An 18,871-nucleotide genomic window follows, 5' to 3' on the forward strand; every position below is an offset into this window, starting at 1 on the left:
ACCAGCTTCATGCCACTCGGTGCCTTATTTCTTGGCCCAAACCCGTCATGTCCAGGGCAATCTCGCAGCCAATACTTGCCAACTTCTTAAAAGCAGGGCTCCCGGCCAAGCGCTTCAAATCCATGGTTAATGTTGCTTGAATCAGCCTTCGAAGATGGAGCTTCCCGGAAAGCCCGCATCCAGTTGCACCGGTTTCAAGCAAGCTTCGAATGCCAATATGGCAGAAGCCGGGATCGTATCGTCGGGCAACCTGTAGTCTGCGGGCGGCCTGATTGCGCACCGTCAATCACCATTTCATGCCGGAACATTTCCTCACGGAGTTAGGTTTTGAACAGCAAAGTTTCGTTCTCGGCGGCGTCCCGGGATTATCAGGCCGGTCGCTACACACAGTCCTTGGCAACGCTCAACCAGCTCATCAATACGCAGCAGGACGCCAAGACCTACGCTCTGCTGGCAAAGAATTTGCTGCAGCTCGGCTTCAAGAGCGATGCCGCCAAGGCATATAGCCTTGCCGCCGATCATGCCGGACAGGGCTCGTTCGAATTCCTGAAGACCGCTGCCAAGATCCACCTCGAGGCCGGCAATGAGGACGAAGCCCTGCTGATCGCGATGCGCCATCTCAACAAGGCGCAGGAAGATCCGGAACTTGCCTATATCATTTCATCGATCTATTTCCGCCGCCACCGGCGCGACCTGCTGCGACCGTTCAAGAAAGTGCTGTCCGAGAGCCAGAATCCGGACCATACGCGTCTTGCCGCCCTGCTGCTCAGCGACGACCTCATGGACGAGACAAACCAGACGCTCGCCCGTAATATCTTCCGGCGGTTTCCGGGCAATGCGGCCTTCCGTTTCCTCTATCTCGTCTGCGTCCGTGAATTCAACGAATTCGCCGAGGTAAGCAAGCACCAGGCGCCGATCGACGCCGCGCTCGCCAAAAACGACCTCGACATCTTAAGGAAGGATAACCCCTTCTATCATCTGCACTGGTGCGGCAACGAGGATTACAATCGTTACGCAACCATCGGCACAAAGCCGCTCGACCCGGCTCGGGTGGCCTACCGGCGCGGCCTGCCGCATACGTGGTCCGAGAAGATCCGCATCGGTTACATGTCCTCGGACTTCTGGGATGCGCACGCGACGATGAAGCTGCTGCAGCGCGTCCTCGAGCTTCACGACCGCAACCGTTTCGAAATTACGCTCTTCGACCACACGCAGCCTGAATATCTGGAAAAGAACACCACAGATCGCGGTCGCTGGGGCAAGATCGTCGATGTCTACGGCCTGTCCGACGAGGCGATCCTGAAGGCCGTCCATGCCGAAAACATCGACATCATGGTCGATCTCAAGGGTCATACTTCTGGAAGCCGCGCTTCCGCCTTCAATCTACCGTTGGCGCCAATCCAGGTCGCCTGGCTGGGCTTCCCCGGCAGCACGGTCAACGTCGATCTCGATTATGTCATCGGCGATCATTCGGTGCTGCCTGATGTGGCCAAACCCTTCTACCACGAGAAATTTCTGCGCATGCCGGAAAGCTATCAGCCGAACGACCCGGCAAATCGCCCACGGCCGCAGCCAGTGACGCGCGAGGAGCTCGGCCTGCCGGAAGATGCCTTCGTCTTCGCATCCTTCAACGGTAACCGCAAGATTACCTCGCAGGTGGTCGACAGCTGGTGCCGAATCCTCAAGCGTGCACCTGACAGCGTGCTCTGGCTGATGGCGAATACGGCCCGCAACAAGGAAAACCTGCTGGAGCGCTTCCAGGCTGGCGGTATTTCGCCGAAGCGGATCATCTTCTGCCCGCGTGCGCCATATGAGCAGCATATCAGCCGCCAGCAGGCCGCCGACCTCGGTATCGATACCTTCCCCGTCAATGGTCACACCACCACCTCGGAGCAGCTCTGGGGCGGCCTGCCTGTGCTGACGGTGAAGGGCACGAATTTCGCCTCGCGCGTCAGCGAAAGCCTGCTCAGGGCAATCGATCTGCCGGAGCTCGTCGCCCACGATTTGCAGGCCTACGAGGATCTGGCTGTCGAGCTCGCGCTCAATCCGGGACGTATCGCCGGCTATAAGAAACATCTGCAGGAGAAGCGGTACATCGCGCCGCTCTTCGATGCCGAGCGCTTCTGCCACCACCTCGAGCATGCCTACGAGCTGATGGCCGCGCGCGCCAAGCAGGGTCTCGACCCCGACCATATCGACGTTCCAGCGCTACCGCCGCGCACTCAGCCTTTCGGTTCGAATGACTAAAGTCACGGAGGCACATCCAGCAAACACAAACCCCGCCGAGCGATCTGGCGGGGTTCGTGTTTGTGAAAGGGGACGGCGCAAAATAGCGAGCCGGCTTTTGCCGGTCAGCTGAAGGAGCGCACGAGACTGCCGACCAGAAGGTTCCAGCCATCGATCAATACGAAGAAGAGGATCTTGAATGGGAGCGAGATCGAGGTTGGCGGCAGCATCATCATACCCATCGCCATAGTGATCGTCGCAACAATCAGGTCGATGACGAGAAAGGGCAGGACGATGAGGAAGCCGATTTCAAAACCGCGCCGGATCTCAGAAATCATGAAGGCGGGCAGCAGGATGCGATAGTCGATGAGTCCCGTCGTCTGAACGTTCTGGCCGCGCTCGCGGGCAAGGTCGGCGAAGAGGGCCAGGTCTTTGTCGCGCGTATTGGCCGACATGAACGTGCGGAACGGCTCGGCGATGCGCTGAACGGCTGTAGCCTCATTGATCTGGTTGGCGAGCAGCGGTTGGACGCCGTCCTGCCAGGCCTTATCGAAGGTCGGCGACATGACGTAGAAAGTCATGAATAGCGAGAGCGAGAGAAGGATCATGTTCGAGGGGGTCGAAGAAAGACCCATGCCCGAACGCAGGATCGAAAAGGCAATGATGAAGCGCGGAAAGCTCGTCACCATGATTAGGATGCCCGGCGCAACCGAAAGCACGGTCAGCAGGCCGAATGTCCTGATGATCCAGGCGGCGACGGAGCCGTCGACCGGAATATTCAATAAATCCGTCGGCAGCTGCTGTGCTACCGCCAGTTCCGGCACCGCCATCATGGCAGCAAGGAAAACTATGAGTCGAATCATTCGATGACAAAGGTCCTGAAGATGACCTTCGATACGCGCCCTTGAGAGCGAAGGTCAACACGTTCCTGGATGTCATCCTTGAGATATTGAAAGCCGCGCGGCCCCTCGATCTGCTGGAGAGAGACGGTCCTGATATAAGCGAGGATATCCTGATGAATATCCTCTGCAACCTTGACATCCGGCGGCCCATTGAACATCAGCGCCACTTCGAGTCGAATCCAGTTCTCCGAGGGATAAGCGAGATTCGACGTGACCGGGTCCAGCAGCACGATATTGTTGGCTTCGGTGGCAATTTTCGGAAGACCGCCCTCCGCCTTCCTCTTGGCCTCGGCCTCCTTCGCCTGTTCGGCCTCCGCGGCGCTGCGGATGTTCGGGGCCACGATGTTGCCCACCGCCCAACCGCCGCCGGCGCCGACGAGCGTCAGCGCGGCGAGGCCGATGATCGTCATCACCATGCCGCTCGACTTCTTTTTCTTGCCTTCGCCTGTTTCGTTGTCTGCCATCTTATTCAGCCTCAGAGCGGCGAAAAGAGATCGATAGCCTGCTGGCCGCGTGGCGGCTGCTGCACTTCCATCAGGCGGCCACGGCCACCATAGGAGATGCGGGCTTCGGCGATCTTGTCGTAGGAGATCTGGTTGTCGGAATTGACGTCCTGCGGACGCACGATACCAGCAACGTTGAGGATGCGCAGTTCCTGGTTCAAGCGGACTTCCTGCGAACCGCTGATGACCAGGTTGCCGTTTTCGAGAATGCCTGTCACGACCGCGGCCACGAGAAGGTTGAGTTTGTCGGTGCGCTCGATCTTGCCCTTACCGTCCGTGCTCGTATCGGAGCCATAGGTCAGGTCTGTCTTGGATTGAGGTGTCCAGCCGAAGATCTGAGCATCAACATCCCAATTCATTCCGCTCGAATTTTTGCGGCTGCGGTTGGTCTCGTTGTCGAAGGACCCCTTGTCGTTGATCTGGATAACGACCGTCAAGATATCGCCAACATTAAGCGCGCGCGCATCCTTGAAGAGGGCAGCCTGAGAATCGCTCCACAACGAATAACCCTGTGCGACGGCACGCGGCTGCTTCGGATAGAGCGCCATCTGCGGCGTTTGACCATAGGCGAGACCGCTGCCGATCGGGCTCATGGCGGGCGCGCGGCCGATCTCTCTGACTGCCGTGGACTGGCAGCCTGCAAGGAGGGCGACGGCGGCGATCACAGCCGGTAAACGCTTATTCATGAAGGATCCTTCGAGGTATTGGGATCAGATGCACTTGCGATGATGCCGGCGATTTTTGCGGCCTTGGTGGAATCCATCTCGTTCAGGATCTGGCTCGACTGGCGCGGCCCGAGCCGCATGATGACGGCGGCGGCGAGTTCGGGCCTGACGTCCTGCAACTGCAGGGCGGCCGCATCCGGCTTCATCTTCTTATAGATATCCGTCAGCCCGGCTTCGGCCTGCTTGAGGAAATCATCGCGCCGCTTCAGCCAGTCCTGATATTCTGCCTTGCGTTTATCCATTTCGGCAATGCGACTGTCGATGTCAGCCCGCAACTTCTCAAGTTCCTGCTTCTGCAGAAGGTAGCGCTGATCGCGGGCGGGATCGGCGATATTCGTGCAGAACTGCTTGACCTCGTCCGTCGAGGTGATGTCGCCTGCCGGCGCCACCTCCTGAGCGAAGGCACCGGGAATGGAAAGCAGCACCAAGCCTGCCGCCGGCAGGGTCAGCCGGCGCAGAAGGTCGATAATTGTGCTCCGATTCGTAATATCCATCATTGCAGCACAAGCTCCGCCTGAAGGGCGCCAGCTGATTTGATGCCCTGGAGAATGGCGATGATGCCATCCGGTTTGACGCCGATATTGTTCAGGCCGGAAACGAGGGTACGCAGATCAGGACCATCTATGATGGCCACCCGTCCGCCGGTTTTCTGCGCTTGGATATCCGTCTGCGGCTGGACTGCGGTCTCGCCACGCGAGAAAGGCTCGGGCTGGATGATTTGCGGCGTTTCCGTCACCTGCACCGTCAATGTGCCGTAGCTGACGGCAACCGGCGAGACGCGGACATCCGAGCCGATGACGATCGTTCCGGTGCGTTCGTTGATGACGACCTTGGCTGGCGTGTCGGTTTCGACCACGAGATTTTCGAGATCGGCCATCAGACGCGTCAGATCGGCCTCGCGCGGCTTCGCGATCACGACTTCCTGCGAATCCTTGGCTTCTGCGACAGGACCGCCGAAGCGTGCCTTGGCGTAGCCGTTGACGATATCGGCAATACGGATCGCAGTGGAGAAGTCCGGGTTGCGGAGCTGCAGGACGAGATTGATCGAATCCTTGAAGCGGGACGGCAGCTCGCGCTCGATGATGGCACCGCCTGGTACACGACCGGCTGTTGTCACACCTTCGGTCACCGACGCTGCCTGCCCCTGGGCTTGAAAGCCGTTGACGACGACCGAGCCCTGCGCGACGGCATAGATCTGACCATCGGCACCCGACAACGAAGTCATGACGAGTGTGCCGCCGCGCAGCGACGTCGCATCGCCAAGCGAGCTGACCGTCACATCGATGCGACTGCCGGGGCTAGCAAAGGGAGGCAGGTTGGCGGTGACCATGACGGCAGCCGTATTTTTGGCGTTCGACTGGTTACCCTGCGTGGAAATGCCGAGGTTCTGCAGCATCGCGCGCATCGACTGTTCGGTGAAGGGCGAAGCACGGAAACCATCGCCGGTTCCCTGAAGGCCGAAGACGAGGCCGTAACCGATGAGCTGGTTGTCGCGACCGGCTTGAAGCGAGGCAATGTCCTTGATGCGGGACGTCAGCGCCCAGGCGGGCGCGACGTCGGTCAGGCTCATCGCCAGAACCGCAACCAGGCTCAGGATGCGAAAGAAGAACTTCATTTTGCCCTCACATGGACCGTGCCATCGGCGAGCACGGTGCCGCTGACGATGACGCCGGAATCCATATTGCGTGCACGGATCAACTGGCCGGTCGCGCCATCTTCGAGAGGCGTGCCGGCAGCGGAAATGGTCATCTGCCCGAGCTGGAAGACCAGCCGGATGTTGGAGCCGCGCGTGACCGTATAGGGCTCGCGCAGGGCCGAAACCGAAATCGTCCGGCCCGGCAGGAGGGTGCGCTTGGAAACTAACCCCTCCACCTGGGAGACCGACTTCGCGTAGTCTCCGGCGAGATTGGGATTGGTGACCTCGACTTCCTGAAGCTGGCTGCTCGAAATCGTATCGCCGGGGTAGATGATCGTCGTCGGGACGACGGCATAACCCATGCCGGCCTCCGCCGCTGCCGGCATGACCATGCCGGCGATTACGATCGTGGCCGCAGCCACCCATCCTTGGACGTATCCTGCCTGGCGAAACGTCATGTTCGGCCCTTCCTCTTACTTCAGGTTCTTGCTGACGATGGATGCCATTTCATCAGCTGTCGTGATCACCTTGGAATTCATTTCATAAGCACGCTGGGCCGATATCAGCTCAGTGATTTCCTTGACCGGATCGACGTTCGAGGATTCCAGGTAACCCTGCTTGAGGTAACCCATGTTGTCTTCGTCTGGATTGCTGACGACGGCTTCACCTGATGCCGGCGTTTCCTGGAAGAGGTTGTCGCCGATCGGCTGCAGGCCCGCCTCGTTGACGAAGTCGGCAAGCGTGATCTGGCCGAGCGTGGTCGGCGTGGTCTGGCCAGGCAGCTTGGCAGTGACTTCGCCGGAGCGGCTGATCGTCAGTTCGGTAGATCCCTGCGGAATGGTGATGCCCGGAATGACTTCATAACCGTCGATGGTGACGAGCTGACCCTGGTCATTCTTGTTCAGTGCACCGGCGCGGCTGTAGAGCGTCGTGCCATCGGTCGACTGAATCTGGAAGAAGCCCTTGCCGACGATTGCGATGTCGAGATCGTTGCCGGTCTGGGTCAATTCGCCCTGGAGATGCAGGTTACGCACGGCCGAGGTCTGCACGCCGAGACCGATGTTGGCGCCTTCCGGAACGACCGCCTGGTTGGCGCGGTTGGCGACACCCTTGGCGCGTTCGGTCTGGTAGAGAAGGTCGGTGAACTCGGCGCGGGCGCGCTTGAAACCGGTCGTATTGATGTTCGCGATATTATTCGCGATGACTTCAAGATTGGTCTGCTGGGCATCCATGCCCGTTGCTGCGATGGCGAGCGCTCTCATGTGTTCGTCCTCAAATCAGTTACATCTGCATCTTGGTGACTTCGAGGAAGGCCGAGACGACCTTGTCGCGAATGGCGATTGCAGTCTGGAGGGTCTGCTCGGCCTGCAACATGGAATCGACGACTTCGCGCGTCGAAGCCGTGCCCTTGATGCCGGCGAAGGACATATTTTCCGCGCCTTTCAGGCTGTTGACGGCTTCGGTCGCCATGTTGCCCATAACGGAGGCGAAGCTCAGGCCATTCGATGCGCCGGCCGCAGCCGAAGACGTCGCGGTCGTGGAAGATGCGGAGTTTTCGGTATCGATGCCGCCAAGGGCGCGAGCCATCGAGAGATTGCTGACATTCTGTACGCTGGTGATCATTATTGTCCGCTCTTCAGGAGATCGATCGTCGAGGAGATGAGGTCGCGTGTCTGCTTGATCGTCTGCAGATTGGCGTCATACGAGCGGTTGGCTTCGCGCATGTCGGCCATCTCGATCAGGATATTGACGTTCGGCATCTTGACGATGCCCTTGTCGTCCGCAGCAGGATTGCTCGGGTCGTATTCTTTGGTGAAGTCGCCTTCGTCGACACCGATCTTCTTGACATTGACAGTCTCGACGCCGCTGGCGCGATCGAGCTGCTGACCGAAGGTGATAGTCTTGCGGCGATAGGGATCGGCACCGGGCGTGTCGCCGGTCGAACGGGCGTTGGCAATGTTTTCCGAGACGATACGCAGACGCGTCGACTGCGTTTCGAGCCCGGAACCTGCGATTTTCATTGCTGCTGAAAGCGGATCCATCCGTCTACTTCCTTACCGTCATCAACATCATTCGATGAAAGGAGCTGACCAGCGAGGTGTTCAGGTCGTACTGACGCTTGATCTCGCCGGATTTGGAAAGTTCTTCAGCCACACCGACGGTGTTGCCGGATTCCTGAACGCCGATTTCCTGGTCGAGTGCTGCATCCTTGACGTCGATGTCGCCACTCGTGCTGAAATCGTTGCCGCTCAGATGCATCGGATTGGTGCGCGTCATGGTCACGTCCGACTGATCGAGCACGGCCTGAAAGGGCGTCACGTCCTTCGCACGGAACTTCGGCGTGTTTGCATTCGCAATGTTGCCGGCAACAACCTCCTGACGGATCGTCAGCCATTCGGCCTGCTTTGAAGCCAAGTCGAAAAGTTGAATCGGTTGCATGAGAACTCTCCGTTTTTACTGGGCCGAACCTAGGGCGGTAATCTTGCGTGGGACTTGCGGTAAATGCAGGCTTTACAGGCCATTCTACGGGGTTATTTGCAAACATCGATCAACCGCCGCCAAGCGGTTTCTCCGACAGGGCCTTGCAGCGATTCATCCATTTGCCTGAACTAGTTGTTCTGGTAGACCTCGCCCTTGGAGGTGACGATTACCCACTTGCCGTCACGCTGTTCCAATGTGGCAAGGCGGCTTTCGTCAGGCAGGATCGAGCCGACGCGCACGACATACATGCCCGAGGGATCCTCGATGAGTGCCCGGCCGTTGGCCACATGCAGCAGACGGAAAGAGCCCTTGCCGGGGAACGGCTGGTCCTCCATCGAGGCGTCGCCGTCGCGCTCCTTGCCAAGTTCGGAAACTGTTGCGGTCGTCACATTGTCGAGCGGCGGAACCTTCTTGTCGGGCTCGTTCTTGTTGACCATGGCGAGTGGCGAAACGCTGAAGACATTGCGCGCGGGCCAGTCTGGCAACGTCCGCGAAGTTCCCGTGTCGGCGACGTTGATGCCGAACTTGTCTTCGTTGAAGAAGACGTACCAGGGGAAAAAGGCAGAAGCGCCCGCAAGCGCCAGACCCAAAAAGGTCAGCATGCGGTCAAGCAGCTGCCCCTTATTGCGCGCCTTCAGCGCCGCGATCTGTTCGTCGTCGTAACCGGCCATGATCAGGCCCTCCTTTGAATGGGCGCACTCGGAGTGGGTACGCCAGCGGCGGCTTTGAGAGCACCGGCAAGATCGGCGAAGGCATCGAGCGATTCGCGGTCCCCGGGAGACTGTTTCAGGACGTCATAGATGATCGGCACCTGCTTGACCGCCATGTCGAGATCGGGATCGGCTCCGGGGCGGTAACCACCGATGAGGCGCAGGTCTCGCGTTTCCTCAAAGCGGTGGATCAGCACCTTGAGGCGCGAAACCAGCTTCTCTTGATCGGGAGTCCAAGCCTTGCGGGCAAGACGCGAGATGGAGGCCAGCGGATCGATCGGAGGATAGCGCCCCTCCTCCGCGAGACTCCGCTGGAGAACGATATGGCCGTCCAGAATCCCGCGCGTGGAGTCGGCAATCGGGTCGTTATGATTGTCACCATCGACGAGGATGGAGATGATCGCGGTGATGGTGCCGGCACCTTCTGGACCGGGACCGGCGCGCTCGAGAAGACGCGGCAGTTCGGTGAAGACGGAAGCTGGATAGCCGCGCGCGATCGGCGGCTCGCCGGAGGCGGTTGCCACTTCGCGAATCGCGTGGGCAAAACGCGTAACACTATCGACGATGAAGAGAACGTTTTCGCCTTTGTCGCGGAAGTGCTCCGCAATCGTTACGGCCGTCAACGGCGCCATCTTGCGCAGCATCGGGCTCTCATCGCTGGTAGCCACGACGGCAATCGCCTTCTTCATATTGGCGCCAAGCGTATCTTCGATGAATTCGCGGACTTCGCGGCCGCGTTCCCCGACCAGCGCTATTACCACCTTGTCGAAGGCGTCGGCGCGGGCGAGCATCGACAGCAGCGTCGATTTGCCGACACCGGAGCCGGCGAAAATACCAAGACGCTGGCCGAGGCAGAGCGGGGAGAAGATATCGATCGCCCGCACACCGGTCTTGAAACCGTTTTCGACGCGCTGACGCGTCATCGAAGGCGGCGCAGTATTCGAGATCGAACGGCGCTCCAGGCCTTCGGTGATCGGGCCGAGACCGTCGATCGGCTCGCAGAGGGAATTGATGGTGCGGCCGCACCAGCCATCTGATGGAGAGATACGGAAAGCGCCCTTGCGGATGACGACGTCATGGATGCCGATCGGTTCGCCCGGCTCGATGGGGCAGACATAGATCAGATCCGGCTCCACCCTGACTACTTCGCCGAGATGGATGCCTGTCGCGGATTTATGCGCCACGAACTCGCCGAGGCGCACATACCGGGAAAGGCCGCGGACAGTATAGTGGCCAGCGGCGATCGTGTGCACGCGACCGCCATGGGTCACCGAGAATTCCGGCGAGGCGTAGCGTTTTGCCAGGTCGCCGAGATGTGTGAGCTTCGGCGAGAGAGCGTCCTCGGTCAGCAGCGTGGTGTTCATGCTTCACACCCTGCCTTAGCGGCTGCCGCCCAGCGTCTGCACCGCTTCCTTGAACGAATCTTCGCTGTCACGCATCAGCGACGACACGCTTTCGAAGGCACGATTCACTTCGATGAGCTGCGTCATCTCATGCATCGCATTGACGTTGGAATTTTCGAGATAGCCCTGCTCGACACCGACATTGAAGCGGTCGACCACAGCACGAGGCTGGTCTGTCGTCATGATGCCGCTGTTTTCGAAACGCAGATAACCCTTGCTGATATCGGCTTCGAAGAGGCCGAGCGAGCCAACCTGGCGGTCATTCTGATAGATGATGCCATCAGTGCCGACCTTCGGTTCTCCGCCGGCGGTGTTGAGGACGATTGGCGCGCCGCCTGCATCGAGAACCGGATAGCCACGGATGGAGACCAACTCGCCAGTGTCACGAATCGTGAAGCGGCCGTCCCGCGTCAGAACGCGGCCAGCGGGCGTGTCGAGAGAGAACCAGGCATCGCCCTTGACGGCGAAGTCGAGCATGTTGCCGGTATGCTGCATTTCGCCATGGGTGCCATCCAGGTAGTCGTTGCCCTGAGAGACGAAGGCGACTTTGGTGTTCGTCTTGTTCTGGTTATTCGCCATCATTTCGTCGAACTTTACCTCGGTGCCGCGAAAACCGGTGGTGTTCACGTTGGCCATATTGTCGGCGATCGTCGTCAGGCGTTTTTCGAGGGCCATCTGCGACGACAGGGAAACGTAAAGACCGGATTGCATGTCGGTAAGCTCCACATTGGCGATAAACGGGACGAAACACCGGGCTCCTTTTCGTTCGGCCACGGGTTCCGCTGAGCGGCATCTCAGACATGGGCGCGCATAGGCCCACTCGTCACGTTCAATGTGAAGGCAAATGCTTGCGCGAAGCTGGCAGCGCGCAAAGCCGCTCTCATCAGCCTCACGCAAGGCACAAACCCTATCCGTCGCAAAGAAAACTAACGTTCAGATTGGGCTGACGATGAATATTATTATCGGATTTGTAGTTGTCTGCGGCTGTATCGTCGGTAGCTTCATGGCGATGGGCGGCGAGGTCGATGCTCTTTTTCAGCCCTTCGAATTCCTGATCATCGGCGGCGCCGGCATCGGCAGCTTCATCATGGCGAACCCGATGAAAGTGGTGAAAGATTCCGGCAAGGCGCTCGGCGAAGCCTTCAAGCATGCCGTCCCCAAGGAGCGCAACTACCTCGATACGCTTGGCGTACTCTATTCGCTGATGCGCGATCTGCGCACCAAGTCGCGCAACGAAATAGAAGCGCATATCGACAACCCGGCCGAATCGACAATCTTCCAGTCAGCCCCGACGGTTCTGAAGAACAAGGAACTGACGGCCTTTATCTGCGACTATGTGCGCCTGATCATCATCGGCAACGCCCGCTCCCACGAGATCGAGGCGCTGATGGACGAAGAAATCAATACCATCCTACATGACAAGATGAAGCCCTACCACGCGATCCAGATCATGGGCGATTCGTTCCCGGCCATCGGTATCGTTGCGGCGGTTCTCGGCGTCATCAAGGCCATGGCGCATATCAACGACTCGCCGGAAGTGCTCGGCCACCTCATCGGTTCGGCACTCGTCGGCACATTCCTCGGCATTCTGCTTTCCTACTGCGTCTGCGCGCCCCTGATCTCGCAGATCAAGGTTGTCCGCTCCAAGCAGCATCGTCTCTATGTCGTCGTCAAGCAGACCCTGCTTGCCTACATGAATGGCTCGGTGCCGCAAGTTGCCCTCGAATACGGCCGCAAGACGATTTCGGCATATGAACGCCCGTCGATCGACGCAGTGGAGCAGGAAATGATGAACCCAGGTGGCGAAAACAAGGCAGCTTAAATGACTACGAGCAATGCTTCGCATGACAACCAGACAATGGATCCGGTCCTGCTTGCCAAATTGACCGGCGGTCTTGGCGACAAGGGCAGGGTTGCCAAGCTCTGCAGCTCCTTCGGCGAGATCTACAGCGAATTCCTGCCCGATATCCTGAAGAGCGAAACCGGCCTCGACGTGACAGTCGGCTATCTCGGTTGCGAGATCGGCTACAAGAATCATCTGATCGACGACCTCAGCACCAACATGACGCTGGTCGATGCGACCCTGCGCAATTGGTCCCAGAACATCACCATCGGCTGCGGCAACGGTTTCGTCATTACCCTGATGGAACATCTGCTTGGCGCTACCGCCGAAACGATCGAGGAGCCGGCCGACCGGCTCCTCTCCGTGATCGAGCTCGACCTCGCCAGCATGGTGTTCGACAAGATTTCCAAGGTGCTGCGTTCGGCCGTCAACGCGCCGGGCGGCTTCGAACCCAGCCTGTCTGCTCCCTACGCTCTTGAAGCCCGCGTTCGCCCGCCGGAAGACCGCCCGGATGAATTTGCGGCTGCGATCAACATGTCGATCACGCTTGCCGGCATCGTCTCCGAGTTCAGCCTAATCGTTCCCCAGACAGCGCTCCTGAAGACCAAGGTTGCGCCTCCAAAGCCGAAGAAGCAGCCGAGCAAGTCGCCGGAATGGACGGAGCAGATTGGTGACCAGGTCCGTCGTTCGCAGGTGACCCTCGAAGCGAAGATCCGTCTGCAGGATCTGACGCTGCGGACGATTTCCAAACTGATGGCCGGCGACGTCATTCCGTTCCGCGACAGCGGTGACGTTCGCGTCGAAGTCAGCGCCAACAGCCGGGAATTGTATGTGTGCGAGTTCGGGCGTTCAGGCGACAACTACATGGTGCGAGTGAAAGACACCATGAATTCGGATGATGAGCTGATCCGGCACTTAATGAATTAATCGGTTCTCTCGCTTTCAGCGCTGTAAAGGCAGTTTGAGGCAAGTTTCAACTGGAATAGTGATTTCATGGCTACGAAGAAGACACAGCAGAACAGTGACCTCTCCCTGGACATGCCGGGCAATGAAGCAGATCTGGATCAGGCTATCGACGATCTGCGCGGCGTGCTGAAGAAAGACTCCGACGGCGATCTTCCGCAGTTCGGCGACGACCTGCAGAATGATGCTTTCGCAACAGGAACGGATCTCTCGCCTTTTGGCGGCGATGCCGGCGAAACCTCGTTCGGTGGCGCCGATTTCGCGGGCAGCGATTTCGGTGGAGACGATTTCGGCGGCAGTGCTGCGGGCATGGGCGGGGCAAGTGCCTCGAGCTTCGGTGCAACGCAAAGCTTCGGCGGCAATTCCTTCCAGTCCGCGCCGGCTCCGCTCGGCAGCGCACTGAACTCGAACCTCGACCTGATCATGGATATTCCTATCGACGTCCAGATCGTGCTCGGGACGAGCCGCATGCAGGTTTCGGGACTGATGAACCTCACCGAAGGTGCCACCATCGCGCTCGACAAGAAGATCGGCGAGCCGGTCGAAATAATGGTGAATGGCCGCAGGATTGCGCGCGGCGAGATTACGGTTCTTGATAATGACGACACGCGATTCGGTGTAAAACTGATAGAAGTTTTGAGCACGAAAAAAGCCTGATCCCTGTGTGGGACGGAGAGGTTAGACCATGATGGACTTTGACGATTTCGGCGGCGCACTTGCCGGGAAACCGTTGACCCAGGCTGAAAAGGCGGCGGCAGTTCTTCTCGCTATGGGGAAGGGCGTCGCCGGGCGACTGCTGAAATATTTCACGCAGGCCGAGTTGCAGACCATCATCGGATCTGCCCAGGCGCTTCGCGCCATCCCGCCGGACGAACTTCTGCAGCTCGTCAGCGAATTCGAGGATCTCTTCACCGAAGGCGCCGGCCTGATGGACAATGCCAAGGCGATCGAGGCCATCCTCGAGGAGGGCCTGACACCTGATGAGGTCGACAGCCTGCTTGGCCGCCGCACTGCCTTCCAGGCATACGAGACATCCATCTGGGACCGCCTCGCCGAGGCTGAACCCGCTTTCGTCGCCCAATTCCTGCTGCGCGAACATCCGCAGACCGTTGCCTATATCCTGTCCATGATGCCTTCGTCCTTCGGCGCGAAGGTATTGCTGCAGCTTCCCGACAATCGCCGCGCCGACATCATGAACCGCACGGTTAACATGAAGGGCGTCAGCCCGAAGGCTGCGCAGATCATCGAAAACCAGGTCATGACGCTGCTTGCCGAAATCGAAGCAGAACGCAACGCATCTGGCTCGACCAAGGTCGCCGATCTGATGAACGAGATGGACAAGCCGCAGGTCGATACGCTGCTTACCTCGCTCGAATCAATCAGCCGCGAAGCAGTCAACAAGGTCCGCCCGAAGATCTTCCTCTTCGAGGACCTCATGTTCATGCCGCAGCGCAGCCGCGTCATGCTGCTCAACGATATCTCCGCCGACGTTCTCACAGTCGCGCTGCGTGGTGCATCAGCCGAAATCCGCGAATCGGTGCTTTCGGCCATCAGTCCGCGCCAGCGTCGCATGATCGAATCGGATTTGCAGAGCGGCATGGCCGGCGTCAATCCGCGCGAGATCGCGATCGCCCGTCGTGCCGTCGCGCAGGAAGCGATCCGCTTGGCCAATGCCGGCCAGATCGAGCTCAAGGAAAAAGAAGGCGGTCCTGCGGCCGCCTAGATGTAGAGCCATCGCAGCTGTTGACAAAACCGTTCGACGGCAAGGCAACGATTGATCGGCAGCAAACACGAGGTTACCCTTCATGGAAACAGGCCGCGCTCCAGCAGTGGCCTTTTTCTTTGACGGGAGGCCGGGCATTTGGCCGATGAAGACAAGGACAGCAAAACAGAGGCCCCGACCGCGAAAAAGCGGTCTGATGCTGCCGAAAAAGGTAACACCCCCCACTCACGCGAAATCTCGATCTTCGCGACGATTCTGGCGACTTTCATCTATCTCGTCTTCTTTCTTCCGAACGCGACGTCACGCATGGCCGAAACGCTGCGCGACATTTTTGAACAGCCGGACCAGTGGAGGATCGAGACCGGGCCTGACGTCATCTCGCTTTTTGCGAAACTCGGCTGGGCCGTGGCCGCGTTTCTGGCTCCTGCCTTCATCATGTTCATGGTGTTCGGTATCGCCTCGTCCGTCTTTCAGAACTTGCCGACGCCGGTTCTCGAACGCATTCGCCCACAGGCCTCGCGTATTTCAGCGATCAAGGGATGGTCGCGGCTCTTCAGCCTTCAAGGCCTCATCGAATTCGGCAAATCGCTCTTCAAGGTGGTGGCCGTCGGGGTGATCCTCTCCTTCGTCCTCAGAAGCGAATATTTCGGGTCGATCGATGCGATGTTCTCCGATCCGCAGACGATCATGGTTCGCATGATGACGGCGATGCGCAAGATCATCATCGTCATGCTGGTCGCCACCGCTATTGTCGCCATCGCGGACGTCTTCTGGACGCGTTATCACTGGTTCACCGAACTGAAGATGACGAAGCACGAGGTGAAGGAAGAAAACAAGCAGTCGCAGGGTGACCCCTTCGTCAAGAGCAGGCAGCGTTCCGTCATGCGCGACCGCGCCCGCCGGCGTATGATCTCCAGCGTCCAGCGCGCCACCCTCGTCATCGCCAATCCGACCCACTATGCCGTGGCGCTGCGTTATGTGCGCGAGGAAAATGACGCGCCGGTCGTCCTTGCCAAGGGCCAGGACCTCATTGCCTTAAAAATCAGAGAGATCGCCGAAGAGAACAACATTCCCGTGTTCGAGGATCCACCTCTCGCACGCTCCATGTTTGCGCAAGTCTCGGTGGATAGTGTCATCCCGTCAGTCTTCTATAAGGCCGTCGCAGAACTCATTCATCGGGTTTACGCAGCGGAGGCCAAGAACAAACGGGTAAGATAAGTCGAATGAAAAAATGCCCCTACTCTGCCCAGCGTGAAAAAATCCTTGCAGAAGCGATCATACCGGTCGCAACCGAGCTCAGGCTCCTGGATGCATCCGATCTCATTTCTTTGCTGCGCTTCGAGTATTACGGCAATCTCACCGACCTCGTCGCCTCTGCGGCGGAACTGTTTTTCCATCCCGGCACTGTCAACTTCGGCCTGGGTGGGAATTATACGCTGGAATGGGGCGGCAAGCCCGAAGTTGTACTCGACCTCGAAATCAAACCGCGCGGCGTGACCATCTATGCTCAGCTGACGCTGGCCGAAGATCATGCCGGGATCGAGATCAATCATATTTCCTTTCAGAACGCGTCGAGCGATCCGGATGAAAACACAGCTTTCCTTAAAAAGAGCCTGCGCGAAGCGCGCTATACAGTGGCAGGACCACAGGCGCTCGCCGGCTAAGGTATTTTTCGTTGGGACTATCAGGCCCGGCCCCACAAGTGCCGGGCCTTGCTGTGTCAGCTGATATAGCCCAGGCGTATTGCCTTGGCGATCGCCTGGATCCGGTTGACCGAATCAAGTTTGATGGTCGCCGAACCGAGATAGGCGTTCACCGTATGCACCGACAGACCGAGCTTGTCGGCGATTTCTTCGCTTATGCGGCCGTCGCCAGCAAGCTGAAGACACGCGATCTCGCGTTCGCTCAGCGCTTCGGTCGCCGCCGCACGCCGCTCATCGAGCGACAGCAGATCCATCATGACATTGCAGCAGCGGCCGTGCAGCTCGATGATCGTGTCGCTCGACGGATCGATATCATCGCCGGTGAAGACAACGAAGCCATTGCCGATAGCGCCGAGGCGCACCGGAAAGGCAAGGCCGGAGAAAGGCACGATACCGTCTTTCAATCTCACCATGAAGGGAGAGAAGTCGGCAGGACCCGGAGCCGCACGATCGTGACTACCGGCCCAGAACAGCGGCAAAAGCGAACGATCGATATGGTCGAGCAACGCCTCGCCATGAGCATCGACGAGGGCCTTGCCGAAGCCGGTATTCGAGGGACCCCAATTCTCCAGCTCGCAAATTAGTCGCTGCTTTGCCGGCACACCGGAGCCGCTGACGCGAAAGACGGCGAAGCCCTGCGCATCCGCGAGCTTCTGCATGGCAATCAGGCGCGGGAAAAGGTCGGACCGGCTGGAAATCCTGTTCACACGTACCATGCGCATCTGGTCCGCATTGCTAATCGCCCTGCCCGGTTGCTGCCCCATAATTCCCCTCAGACGAGATTGTTGCGAACGGCGAAGGCTATCGCCTCGGAACGCGTCTTCGTTGCAGTCTTGCGCATCACGCTGGTGATGTAGTTATTGATGGTATTGCGGGAGATACCAAGGATCATGGCGATCTCGTCGCTCGTCTTGCCCTCGGCGATCCAGAAGAGACATTCCAGCTCCCGCTCCGTCAGCTCGAAATCACGATCAACTTTGGTGCCCCCGCAACGAAGGAAGCTCGCGAAATAGCCGGCAAGGAGGCCCACGTCGCGCAGACGTTCCGGGGAAAGAACGAAGCCCTCCGCGAAGAGGAACATCAGCGCCAGCCGGGAGCGGCCGACATTGAAGGTCAGCGAGCAATATTGGCGGCTTGCGTCATGCGGCACCTCGGCGCTTTCGGGAAGGAGCGCGAAGCCTGGCTGCAGCACCTGCATGCACTTGTCGAATTCCGTCGAGCGCGCATAACCGGCAACCAGGTCATTGGCGACCTCCTTCACTAGATCGAAGGGCCAGTCAGACGAGACGATAAAATCCAGACCGCTTTCCTGGATGAGGTCGCAGCGCGCCATCAGATAATGCATGGCGCCGACATAGTCGGTCAGCGCCCGCAAGCCAGCCTGCAACTTTCCGGTTTCAGCAACGACACGCAGACGATCGATCAGTTCGTCGCGCGGCTGAAGATCCGGCACATTGGCTCCGGCAAAACTTGCCATATGCTTCTCGCCTTTATTCGCCTGAAATATATCCATATCCATTGGCAGTGCCCTGCGGCTGAGAAACTATCTATTCTCGGAAAGAAGTTCGGTTTTTGTGAAAGAGATTCAATCACATGCCCCAGCGAATCCCACTTCGAATCACTTAAGGGTAAGCCAAGCAGCATAAATCACCATCTCCGACTTCTGGGGATTTACATTTGAGGCCTTCCGTGCGGTGATTCGATCACCCTCCACTCTCGCAAAGATATATTGAGCTAAGATGATTCTGACTTTGGCCGCAACGTTCCTCGCCTTATGCGCGAGTCAAGGCGGAGAGGATTATTATTAAGCATGATTAAATTACCACAGTCATGACAGGGTGAACGATGCGTCCACATGCCCGCAGGAAGCAAATTTCAAGCCCAGAAGAGCAATGCGCTGTCGCTCTGAGGGCTAAATACTTACATCGCATGGCCTGTGCATGGCCGCTGGACCCGATGCCATGCTGTCTAACGCTCTTTACATCCGAATTCTCTATCGCAAAGAAACCGGCTCTTCACGGGCCGGTTGGGATTGCCGATGACGCTTTCGTGA

22 protein-coding genes are annotated in these 18,871 nt (G+C 58.6%); 7 read left to right on the forward strand and 15 right to left on the reverse strand.

What is annotated here, in order from left to right:
- Positions 1 to 327: 327 nt before the first annotated feature.
- The gene (locus FHX08_RS14075) at positions 328 to 2,247 is read left to right on the forward strand and encodes a glycosyl transferase (RefSeq protein WP_132652642.1); all 1,920 of its coding nucleotides are present in this window, start codon (positions 328 to 330) and stop codon (positions 2,245 to 2,247) included.
- Between the two features lie 104 nt (positions 2,248 to 2,351).
- On the opposite strand, the gene fliP is transcribed toward FHX08_RS14075, so the two are convergent.
- From fliP to flgF, 13 genes are all read right to left on the reverse strand, one after another.
- The gene (fliP, locus tag FHX08_RS14080) at positions 2,352 to 3,089 is read right to left on the reverse strand and encodes a flagellar type III secretion system pore protein FliP (RefSeq protein ID WP_132652643.1); all 738 of its coding nucleotides are present in this window, start codon (positions 3,087 to 3,089) and stop codon (positions 2,352 to 2,354) included.
- Entirely contained in the window at positions 3,086 to 3,592 is a 507-nt protein-coding gene (locus tag FHX08_RS14085) for a flagellar basal body-associated FliL family protein (protein ID WP_132652644.1), read from the reverse strand. The genes fliP and FHX08_RS14085 overlap by 4 nt, the downstream gene beginning before the upstream one ends.
- An 11-nt stretch (positions 3,593 to 3,603) precedes the next feature.
- Positions 3,604 to 4,317 (reverse strand): flagellar basal body L-ring protein FlgH, encoded by a 714-nt coding sequence (flgH, locus tag FHX08_RS14090; RefSeq protein WP_132652645.1) that lies wholly within the window; start codon positions 4,315 to 4,317, stop codon positions 3,604 to 3,606.
- A complete protein-coding gene (locus FHX08_RS14095) occupies positions 4,314 to 4,853 on the reverse strand; it encodes a MotE family protein (protein ID WP_132652646.1) in 540 nt (179 codons plus the stop codon). The genes flgH and FHX08_RS14095 overlap by 4 nt, the downstream gene beginning before the upstream one ends.
- The gene (locus FHX08_RS14100) at positions 4,850 to 5,971 is read right to left on the reverse strand and encodes a flagellar basal body P-ring protein FlgI (protein ID WP_132652647.1); all 1,122 of its coding nucleotides are present in this window, start codon (positions 5,969 to 5,971) and stop codon (positions 4,850 to 4,852) included. The genes FHX08_RS14095 and FHX08_RS14100 overlap by 4 nt, the downstream gene beginning before the upstream one ends.
- Positions 5,968 to 6,450 carry a flagellar basal body P-ring formation chaperone FlgA gene (gene flgA, locus FHX08_RS14105; RefSeq protein WP_132652648.1) on the reverse strand — a complete coding sequence of 161 codons (483 nt, stop codon included), beginning with the start codon at positions 6,448 to 6,450 and terminating at the stop codon, positions 5,968 to 5,970. Before flgA ends, FHX08_RS14100 begins: the two co-directional genes overlap by 4 nt.
- Positions 6,451 to 6,465: 15 nt before the next feature.
- Entirely contained in the window at positions 6,466 to 7,254 is a 789-nt protein-coding gene (gene flgG, locus FHX08_RS14110; protein ID WP_132652649.1) for a flagellar basal-body rod protein FlgG, read from the reverse strand.
- A gap of 19 nt (positions 7,255 to 7,273) precedes the next feature.
- Complete coding sequence (locus tag FHX08_RS14115) at positions 7,274 to 7,615, reverse strand: flagellar hook-basal body complex protein FliE (protein WP_132652650.1); 342 nt, start codon at positions 7,613 to 7,615, stop codon at positions 7,274 to 7,276.
- Positions 7,615 to 8,034, reverse strand: a complete 420-nt coding sequence (flgC, locus tag FHX08_RS14120) for a flagellar basal body rod protein FlgC (RefSeq protein WP_132652651.1) — start codon at positions 8,032 to 8,034, stop codon at positions 7,615 to 7,617. The genes FHX08_RS14115 and flgC overlap by 1 nt, the downstream gene beginning before the upstream one ends.
- 4 nt (positions 8,035 to 8,038) lie before the next feature.
- Positions 8,039 to 8,431, reverse strand: coding sequence for a flagellar basal body rod protein FlgB (gene flgB / locus FHX08_RS14125; protein WP_132652652.1), 393 nt, complete (start codon positions 8,429 to 8,431; stop codon positions 8,039 to 8,041).
- Between the two features lie 170 nt (positions 8,432 to 8,601).
- On the reverse strand, positions 8,602 to 9,144 hold the full coding sequence (locus FHX08_RS14130; RefSeq protein WP_132652653.1) for a flagellar protein: 543 nt from the start codon (positions 9,142 to 9,144) through the stop codon (positions 8,602 to 8,604).
- Between the two features lie 2 nt (positions 9,145 to 9,146).
- The gene (gene fliI, locus FHX08_RS14135) at positions 9,147 to 10,547 is read right to left on the reverse strand and encodes a flagellar protein export ATPase FliI (RefSeq protein ID WP_132652654.1); all 1,401 of its coding nucleotides are present in this window, start codon (positions 10,545 to 10,547) and stop codon (positions 9,147 to 9,149) included.
- 15 nt (positions 10,548 to 10,562) lie between these two features.
- Positions 10,563 to 11,297 carry a flagellar basal-body rod protein FlgF gene (gene flgF, locus FHX08_RS14140; RefSeq protein WP_132652655.1) on the reverse strand — a complete coding sequence of 245 codons (735 nt, stop codon included), beginning with the start codon at positions 11,295 to 11,297 and terminating at the stop codon, positions 10,563 to 10,565.
- A gap of 238 nt (positions 11,298 to 11,535) precedes the next feature.
- On the opposite strand from flgF, the gene motA reads away from it, so the two are divergent.
- The 6 genes from motA to FHX08_RS14170 all read left to right on the forward strand — a co-directional run bounded on the left by motA (position 11,536) and on the right by FHX08_RS14170 (position 16,779).
- On the forward strand, positions 11,536 to 12,408 hold the full coding sequence (gene motA / locus FHX08_RS14145; protein WP_132652656.1) for a flagellar motor stator protein MotA: 873 nt from the start codon (positions 11,536 to 11,538) through the stop codon (positions 12,406 to 12,408).
- Complete coding sequence (locus FHX08_RS14150; RefSeq protein WP_132652657.1) at positions 12,409 to 13,356, forward strand: FliM/FliN family flagellar motor switch protein; 948 nt, start codon at positions 12,409 to 12,411, stop codon at positions 13,354 to 13,356.
- A 66-nt stretch (positions 13,357 to 13,422) separates the two neighbouring features.
- On the forward strand, positions 13,423 to 14,049 hold the full coding sequence (gene fliN, locus FHX08_RS14155; protein WP_132652658.1) for a flagellar motor switch protein FliN: 627 nt from the start codon (positions 13,423 to 13,425) through the stop codon (positions 14,047 to 14,049).
- Between the two features lie 28 nt (positions 14,050 to 14,077).
- Entirely contained in the window at positions 14,078 to 15,115 is a 1,038-nt protein-coding gene (fliG, locus tag FHX08_RS14160; RefSeq protein WP_132652659.1) for a flagellar motor switch protein FliG, read from the forward strand.
- 138 nt (positions 15,116 to 15,253) lie between these two features.
- On the forward strand, positions 15,254 to 16,333 hold the full coding sequence (gene flhB, locus FHX08_RS14165; RefSeq protein WP_132652660.1) for a flagellar biosynthesis protein FlhB: 1,080 nt from the start codon (positions 15,254 to 15,256) through the stop codon (positions 16,331 to 16,333).
- A gap of 5 nt (positions 16,334 to 16,338) precedes the next feature.
- On the forward strand, positions 16,339 to 16,779 hold the full coding sequence (locus tag FHX08_RS14170; RefSeq protein ID WP_132652661.1) for a hypothetical protein: 441 nt from the start codon (positions 16,339 to 16,341) through the stop codon (positions 16,777 to 16,779).
- 56 nt (positions 16,780 to 16,835) lie between these two features.
- On the opposite strand, the gene visR is transcribed toward FHX08_RS14170, so the two are convergent.
- Positions 16,836 to 17,582 carry a transcriptional regulator VisR gene (gene visR, locus FHX08_RS14175; RefSeq protein WP_132652662.1) on the reverse strand — a complete coding sequence of 249 codons (747 nt, stop codon included), beginning with the start codon at positions 17,580 to 17,582 and terminating at the stop codon, positions 16,836 to 16,838.
- A gap of 8 nt (positions 17,583 to 17,590) precedes the next feature.
- Entirely contained in the window at positions 17,591 to 18,337 is a 747-nt protein-coding gene (gene visN, locus FHX08_RS14180; protein ID WP_132652663.1) for a transcriptional regulator VisN, read from the reverse strand.
- Positions 18,338 to 18,871 lie beyond the last annotated feature (534 nt).

Origin of the sequence: Rhizobium sp. BK529 (assembly GCF_014194105.1) — a bacterium.
GTDB lineage: Bacteria > Pseudomonadota > Alphaproteobacteria > Rhizobiales > Rhizobiaceae > Rhizobium.